A 6,355-nucleotide genomic window follows, 5' to 3' on the forward strand; every position below is an offset into this window, starting at 1 on the left:
CTCGGCTCAGCAGAGGGAAGGGGGCCTTCACGCGCATCAGGGAAGCCTCGTCGCCAGGCCGTTGAGGACGCAGTCGAGGCCGCGCTCGAAGTCCGCGTCGTTGGTCTCGCCGGGTTCTTGGCTTCGCTGGGCGGCGTACAACTTCATGAGCCGCGGGTGCTCCCGCACCGCTTGCTCGGCCGCGGGCCACAGCCGGTCTTTCCATTCCTGTTCGCTCTGCCCGCTGCGCTTGAGCGTCGTGAGCCATGCCGCCTCGCTGGTGGCTCGCCCGACGACGAACGCCATCACCGTGTTCCACGCCAGATCGGCGTCGTCCAGCGAGAAACCGGCGTCTTCGAACAGTGCCAGCGCCGACTCCGACAGCCTCAGGACGTTCGGTCCCAGGTACGCCACCCCCGCCTCGCCGAGCAGCGAGCCGATCCACGGATGCCGGAGGAACACCGAGCGAAGGTCGCGGGCGAACCGCACCGTCGCGGCCCGCCACGGACCCGGCTCCGGGAGCGTGACCTCGCCGTAGACCTCGTCGACGACCAGTTCGACCAGCTCGTCCTTGCTGGCCACGTGCGTGTACATCGACGCGGCGGCCACGCCGAGCCGCACTCCGAGCTTTCGCATGCTCAGCGCCTCGATGCCCTCGGCGTCGAGAAGTTCGATCGCCGCGGCGACGATCTGTTCCCGGCTCAGCGACGGCTGCTCCCGCTTTCGCTTCGGGGGACGCGCCCACACGGACATCGGCATTCCTTCCGTACAGTGTTCAATATGCCTAACAGTGTACGGACAATTTTCGACAAAGCCCACTGGCAGTCCAGGCTCGACGACCTGCGGGCGGAGCACCGCGTTCCGGGCGCGACGCTCGCGGTACTCATGAACGGCGAGATCCACGAACTCGCGAGCGGGATCCTGCACCGGGGAACCGGGGTGGAAGCGACCACCGATTCGATCTTCCAGCTCGGCTCGATCGCGAAGGTCTACACGGCCGCGTTGGTGCTGGGCCTGGCCGAGGAAGGGCGCCTGGACCTCGACGCGCCGGTCGTCGAGGTGCTGCCGGAGTTCGCGACGGTGGATCCTGAGGCGACGAAGACCATTACCGCCCGGCAGTTGCTCAGCCACACCGGCGGGCTCACCTGCGACTTCGTCGAAGACACCGGACGCGGCGACGACTGTCTCGCCAAGTACGTCGAGGCGGCCAGGGGAGTGGCGCTCGACTGCCCGCCGGGCACGGCCGCGTCCTACAGCAGCGTCGGGTACGCCGTGCTCGGCCGGATCGTGGAGGTGCTCACCGGGCTGACCTGGGACGACGCCTTACGGGAGCGGCTCATCGCGCCGCTCGGGCTGACCGAGACGATGACCCTGCCCGAGGAGGCGCTGCGGTTCCGGGTCGCGATGGGACATCTCGGTCAAGACCCGGAACCGACGGCCGCCTGGGATCTCCTGCCGCGGAACGCCGGTCCCTACGGACGGGTCCTCGCCACCGCGGGCGACGTCGTCCGATTCGCTCGGATGCTGCTGGACGGCACTCGCGGGCTCTCCGTAGAGACAGTGACCGCGATGCGGCGTCGCGAAGTCGAAGTGCCCGACAAGTGGACGCTCGGCTCCGACAGCTGGGGTCTCGGCCTGTCGATCCACGACTGGAACGGCGTTTCCGGCTTCGGGCACAACGGATCGTCGATCGGGCAGCGCTCGTACCTGCGGGTGGTCCCGGACGCCGGCCTGGCCTTCGCCCTGCTCACCAACCACGGCACGACCGACAGGCTGTACACGGAGCTGTCGCGGGAACTGCTCGGTGAGCTCGCCGGCGTCCAGGTGCCCGCAGACTTCGCGCCGCCGCCATCGCCGCCCTCGATGGACGTCGCGCCCTTCGCCGGTACTTATCGCCGCGAAGGCGTCATCATCACCGTCACGGAGACCGACGGGAAGCTGCACTTCGTCTACGAATTCGCCGACGGGCTCAAGGGAATCGCCCCGGCGATCGAGACGGAACTCGTGCCCGTGTCGGAGACCGTCTTCGCCGGGATGAACCCGATGTTCGGCGACGACTGGATGCCGGTGCTGTTCACGAAACTCCCCGACGGCACCGACTGCTGCTACACCAGCATGCGGGTGGCGCCGAGGATCGCGTAGCTACTTCTTCGCGGTCTTCCGGAGTTTCGCGCGCACCGCGCGGGTGGCGACAGGGCCGAGCCCTTCGAAGACGTCGACCAGCACCGCCAGCTGTGCCAGCGCCGTCAGGGCCTGCTCGGCGCCTTCCGGATCCACCGACTCGAACAGCGTCAGGCCGAGGAAACCGGCGGAGACCGCGTGAGCGAGCCCTTCGGTCTCCGCCAGTTCGAGCACCGGTGAACCGGCCAGCACGCGGTCGAGGGTCTTCCGGACCTCGTGGACCCATTTGTCCAGCGCCTGCCGGGTCGCCTCGGCCAGCCGCCCGCCGCCCTGCGCGCCGGCGAGGGTCTGGGCGAGGACGGCCATGTTCCCCTCGGCCCGTTCCTCCGTGTGGATGGTCCGGCCCAGCTCCAGCAGTTCGCCCAGCGTGGTCACCGCGGCGAACCGATCACGGAAATGGGTGACGCGACTTTCGGTCGCTGTCACACAGGCCTGCGCGATCAACTCTTCGACACTGCCGAAGTGGTAGAAGATCAGCGCCTGATTGGTGCCCGCCGCTGCGGCGACCGTCCTGGCCGAAACCGCGGTGATCCCGCTGGTACGGATCGTCTCCAGCGCGCCGTCGATCAACCGCTGTTTCGTACCGGTCCCGTTCATCAGTCCAGGACCTTCTCACGCAGGGGCTTCACCGCACCGCTCACCCCCGCCCGCAGATCGACGAACCGTGCTTCGAACGCACCCCGGTAGCCGAACAGTGGGCCGAACCGCCGGTTCGTCACCCGGATCTCGATGCGGAAGAGACCGCTCTCCTCGTCGAACCACTCGTCGACCTCGGCCACCCCGACGACGGATCGCGGCACCACGCACCGAAGCGGGCCTTCGGAGAGCCGGAACTCCTCCGACCGGATGCGGAAGCCGCCGTCCGGCCGCACCGTCAGATCCAGATCGACGGCGATGTGCTGATGCGTCCCCAGGTAGTCGACGATCTTCCCGCGCTCGGCGCTGTAGATCATCTGCGCGTCGAACCGCCGCCTCCGTTCCGGCAGTTCGAAGGTGCGGACGAACGACACCGTCTCTCTGCCGAGCGAGTCGATGTACGGATAGTTCTCGATGGTGAAGGGGACATTGCGGCCGCGCTCCGGGAACAGGATGTGCCTCGACGCGCCGAGCCGCAGGAACGGCGTGGCGAACGCGGCGCCGCGCCAGATCTCGTCCATCACGCCGACGCCGATCATCCCGACGCCGTTCTCCGTGCTCAGCGACAGTCGCTCGCGCATCCGCGGGTGCAGCGACGCGAACTCGGCGCCCAACGCTTCTTGGAAGATCATGCCTGCTCCAGAGTGTCGAGAACGCGGGGTGCGACGCCGTCCTTGCCCGGCCGCGGACTCCGGCGGCAGCGGCTCGCCGAGGGCGAGAGCAGGGGGAGTTCCTCCGGCGGGCCGCCGGTTTCGAGCCAGAGGCGGAGCCTGTCGAACGACCAGGCCGTCATCCAGCCGAACAGTGGCCGGAACAGCAGATCCGCGAACCTGCCGAAGACGCCCCAGCGAGTCGTGTAGTCGAAGCCGGTGACGAACCGGACGCCGTCGCCGTCCTGGGTGTAGCGCCAGTACCCCGAACCGGACTTGATGAGCGACAGCGGATCCGCGGACGCGAACCGCAGCGCGGACGTCCGGCCACCGTCGGGCCGCGTGCTCTCCCCGGCGTGCGTTCCGGTCCCGCTGACGACCAGGCCCAGGAACTTCGTCGCGTACCGGAACCGTCCCGGCGAACCCGCGACCGGTTCGATTCGCGCGAAGCGGAGATCCCAGCGCTCGTGCAGGCGCGGGTCCTGCGTGTACCGCCACAGCGTGTCGAGGTCGGTGCGGATCACCGTTTCGACGTAAAGCGCTCTTCGGCTCATTGAGCCCCCTCCGGTTTGAGCGATCGCTCAAACCACTGTAGAACATGATTGAGCGATCGCTCAATACCCGGCCCGTCCAGGCGGCCGGTTAAGGTTCGGTGCGGGAAATCGGCGGGAACGGGGTGTGCGGAACGTGGTGACCGGCAGACAGTTCACCCGGCGGGAGCTGGCGCTGGATCCGGTGGAGCTGGCCACGCTCCTGCTCGGCGCGGTGATCGAGTCGACAGGTCCCGACGGCACGGTCGCGGTCCGCCTGGTCGAGGTCGAGGCCTATCGCGGGCTCGACGACCCCGCGTCGCACTGCTATCGCGGCAAGACCCCGCGCAACGCGGTCATGTGGGGGCCCGCGGGGTATCTGTACGTGTACTTCGTCTACGGCATGCACTTCTGCGCCAACATCGTCGGCACCGAAGACGGGCAGCCGGGCGCCGTGCTGCTGCGTGCCGGGGAGGTGGTGTCCGGGGCGGACGTCGCCCGCACGCGCAGGCCGTCGGCGCGAGGCAACGGCGAGCTCGCCAAGGGCCCGGCCATCCTCACCTCGGTGCTCGGCATCGACAGGGCCGAGAACGGCGTCGACCTCACCGACCCCGCGTCACCCGTCCGGTTGTTCACCGGCGAACGGGTTCCCGAAGCGGACATCCGCACCGGGCCGCGCGTCGGCGTCGCCATGGCGATGGACACGCCGTGGCGGTTCTGGGTCGACGGATCGCCCGCGGTCTCCACCTACCGCCGGGGCGGCAAGCGACGGGCGGCCGCCCCCGGCCGATAGTCGGTTGACCTGGTGCGGGAGGATCTACAGGCGTGAGCGAGCACATCCTTGACGAGCTGACCTGGCGCGGCCTGATCGCGCAATCCACCGACACCGACGCACTGCGGCGAGACCTCGACCAAGGCCCCCTCACGCTCTATTGCGGATTCGACCCGACGGCGCCCAGCCTGCACGCCGGCAACTTGGTGCCGCTGCTGATGCTCTCGCGCTTCCAGCGCGCCGGACACCGGCCGATCGTGCTGGCCGGCGTCGCCACCGGGATGATCGGCGACCCGCGCGACACCGGCGAGCGCACCCTCAACACGCTGGACACCGTCTCCGAATGGGCCGACCGGATCCGCGGTCAGCTGGAGCGCTTCGTCGATTTCGACGACTCGCCCACCGGCGCGGTCATCGAGAACAACCTGAACTGGACCGGTAAGCAGACCGTGGTCGAGTTCCTGCGCGACGTCGGCAAGCACTTCCCGGTCAACACCATGCTGAACCGGGAGACGGTGAAGCGCCGCCTCGAAGCCGACGGCATGTCCTACACCGAGTTCAGCTACCTGCTGCTGCAGTCGCAGGACTACCTGCACCTGTACCGCGAGTACGGCTGCAAGCTGCAGATCGGCGGCTCGGACCAGTGGGGCAACCTCGTCGGCGGCGTCGACCTGATCCGCCGGACCGACGGCGGGCACACGCACGCGCTGACCGCGCCGCTGGTCACCGACACCGAGGGACGCAAGTTCGGGAAGTCCACCGGCGGCGGCAGTGTCTGGCTCGACCCGGAGATGACCTCGCCGTACGCGTGGTTCCAGTACTTCGTGAACGTCGCCGACGCCGACGTCATCCGCTACCTGCGGATGTTCTCCTTCCTTGGGCAGGAGGAGATCGCGGCGCTGGCCGAGGACACCGAACAGCGTCCCCACCTGCGGTCCGCGCAGCGGAAGCTGGCGGAGGACTTCACCACCCTGGTGCACGGCGAGGAGGCGACCCGCCAGGTCATCGCCGCCAGCCAGGCGCTGTTCGGCAGGGGAGAGCTGCGTGAGCTCGACTCGCCGACCCTCGACGCCGCGATGGCCGAGGTGCCGAACGGCAAGGTCGACCCGAACGGCGAGTCGACGATCGTCGACCTGCTGATCGCCGGCGGACTCGTCGACAGCAAGGGCGCCGCGCGCCGCACCGTCAAGGAAGGCGGTGCGTACGTCAACAACACGAAGATCGTCGACGAGGCGTGGACGCCGTCCTCGGACGACGCTCTGCACGGCCGTTGGCTCGTGGTCCGCAAGGGCAAGCGCAACGTCGCCGGCGTGCGCGTCGGGGGCTGATCGCGGTTCCGGCCCGAAACAGGGGCCTTGACCTGCGGAAACGCAGTTAAGGTACCCCCCTGTTTCGGGCCCTTCCGGGCCATGTAAAGTTCTCCAAGTCGCCAGGGAAACCGGGTGGCCGCGGGACACGAACCAAGCTCTCACCTCAAGGTGATTGAGTGGGTGTCTCACCAAAAACTGCTAGAAATAACTGCTTCAGATAAGGCCGCGTGACTGCGGTGCGATCTGGGGTGTGTTGCTTGAGAACTCAACAGTGTGCTAGTGAACTAAGCCAGTAGA

7 protein-coding genes are annotated in these 6,355 nt (G+C 68.3%); 3 read left to right on the forward strand and 4 right to left on the reverse strand.

What is annotated here, in order from left to right; genetic code table 11:
• Positions 1-36 precede the first annotated feature (36 nt).
• Positions 37-732, reverse strand: a complete 696-nt coding sequence (locus ACZ6YV_RS34015; protein ID WP_465513513.1) for a TetR/AcrR family transcriptional regulator — start codon at positions 730-732, stop codon at positions 37-39.
• Positions 733-759: 27 nt separating this feature from the next.
• Between ACZ6YV_RS34015 and ACZ6YV_RS34020 the strand changes: the two genes are divergently transcribed.
• Positions 760-2,121, forward strand: coding sequence for a serine hydrolase domain-containing protein (locus tag ACZ6YV_RS34020; protein WP_465513514.1), 1,362 nt, complete (start codon positions 760-762; stop codon positions 2,119-2,121).
• On the opposite strand, the gene ACZ6YV_RS34025 is transcribed toward ACZ6YV_RS34020, so the two are convergent.
• From ACZ6YV_RS34025 to ACZ6YV_RS34035, 3 genes are read right to left on the reverse strand one after another with little or no spacing between them, the layout of a single operon-like run.
• Positions 2,122-2,757, reverse strand: a complete 636-nt coding sequence (locus ACZ6YV_RS34025; RefSeq protein WP_465513515.1) for a TetR/AcrR family transcriptional regulator — start codon at positions 2,755-2,757, stop codon at positions 2,122-2,124. It abuts the gene before it with no gap.
• The gene (locus ACZ6YV_RS34030; RefSeq protein ID WP_465513516.1) at positions 2,757-3,428 is read right to left on the reverse strand and encodes a DUF4166 domain-containing protein; all 672 of its coding nucleotides are present in this window, start codon (positions 3,426-3,428) and stop codon (positions 2,757-2,759) included. The genes ACZ6YV_RS34025 and ACZ6YV_RS34030 overlap by 1 nt, the downstream gene beginning before the upstream one ends.
• Positions 3,425-4,000 (reverse strand): SRPBCC family protein, encoded by a 576-nt coding sequence (locus tag ACZ6YV_RS34035; RefSeq protein WP_465513517.1) that lies wholly within the window; start codon positions 3,998-4,000, stop codon positions 3,425-3,427. Before ACZ6YV_RS34035 ends, ACZ6YV_RS34030 begins: the two co-directional genes overlap by 4 nt.
• 133 nt (positions 4,001-4,133) lie before the next feature.
• On the opposite strand from ACZ6YV_RS34035, the gene ACZ6YV_RS34040 reads away from it, so the two are divergent.
• Together ACZ6YV_RS34040 and tyrS are read left to right on the forward strand one after the other, a co-directional pair.
• A complete protein-coding gene (locus ACZ6YV_RS34040) occupies positions 4,134-4,769 on the forward strand; it encodes a DNA-3-methyladenine glycosylase (protein ID WP_465513523.1) in 636 nt (211 codons plus the stop codon).
• Between the two features lie 32 nt (positions 4,770-4,801).
• Positions 4,802-6,076: a tyrosine--tRNA ligase gene (gene tyrS, locus ACZ6YV_RS34045; protein WP_465513518.1), complete on the forward strand. Its 1,275-nt coding sequence runs from the start codon at positions 4,802-4,804 to the stop codon at positions 6,074-6,076.
• Positions 6,077-6,355 lie beyond the last annotated feature (279 nt).

Source organism: Amycolatopsis sp. NPDC102522 (genome assembly GCF_055584485.1).

What these genes read in the sequence shown, in the direction of transcription:
- ACZ6YV_RS34015 (WP_465513513.1), bottom strand. Translation starts at nt 732, where the DNA reads ATGTCCGTGTGGGCGCGTCCCCCGAAGCGAAAGCGGGAGCAGCCGTCG.
- ACZ6YV_RS34020 (WP_465513514.1), top strand. Translation starts at nt 760, where the DNA reads ATGCCTAACAGTGTACGGACAATTTTCGACAAAGCCCACTGGCAGTCC.
- ACZ6YV_RS34025 (WP_465513515.1), bottom strand. Translation starts at nt 2,757, where the DNA reads ATGAACGGGACCGGTACGAAACAGCGGTTGATCGACGGCGCGCTGGAG.
- ACZ6YV_RS34030 (WP_465513516.1), bottom strand. Translation starts at nt 3,428, where the DNA reads ATGATCTTCCAAGAAGCGTTGGGCGCCGAGTTCGCGTCGCTGCACCCG.
- ACZ6YV_RS34035 (WP_465513517.1), bottom strand. Translation starts at nt 4,000, where the DNA reads ATGAGCCGAAGAGCGCTTTACGTCGAAACGGTGATCCGCACCGACCTC.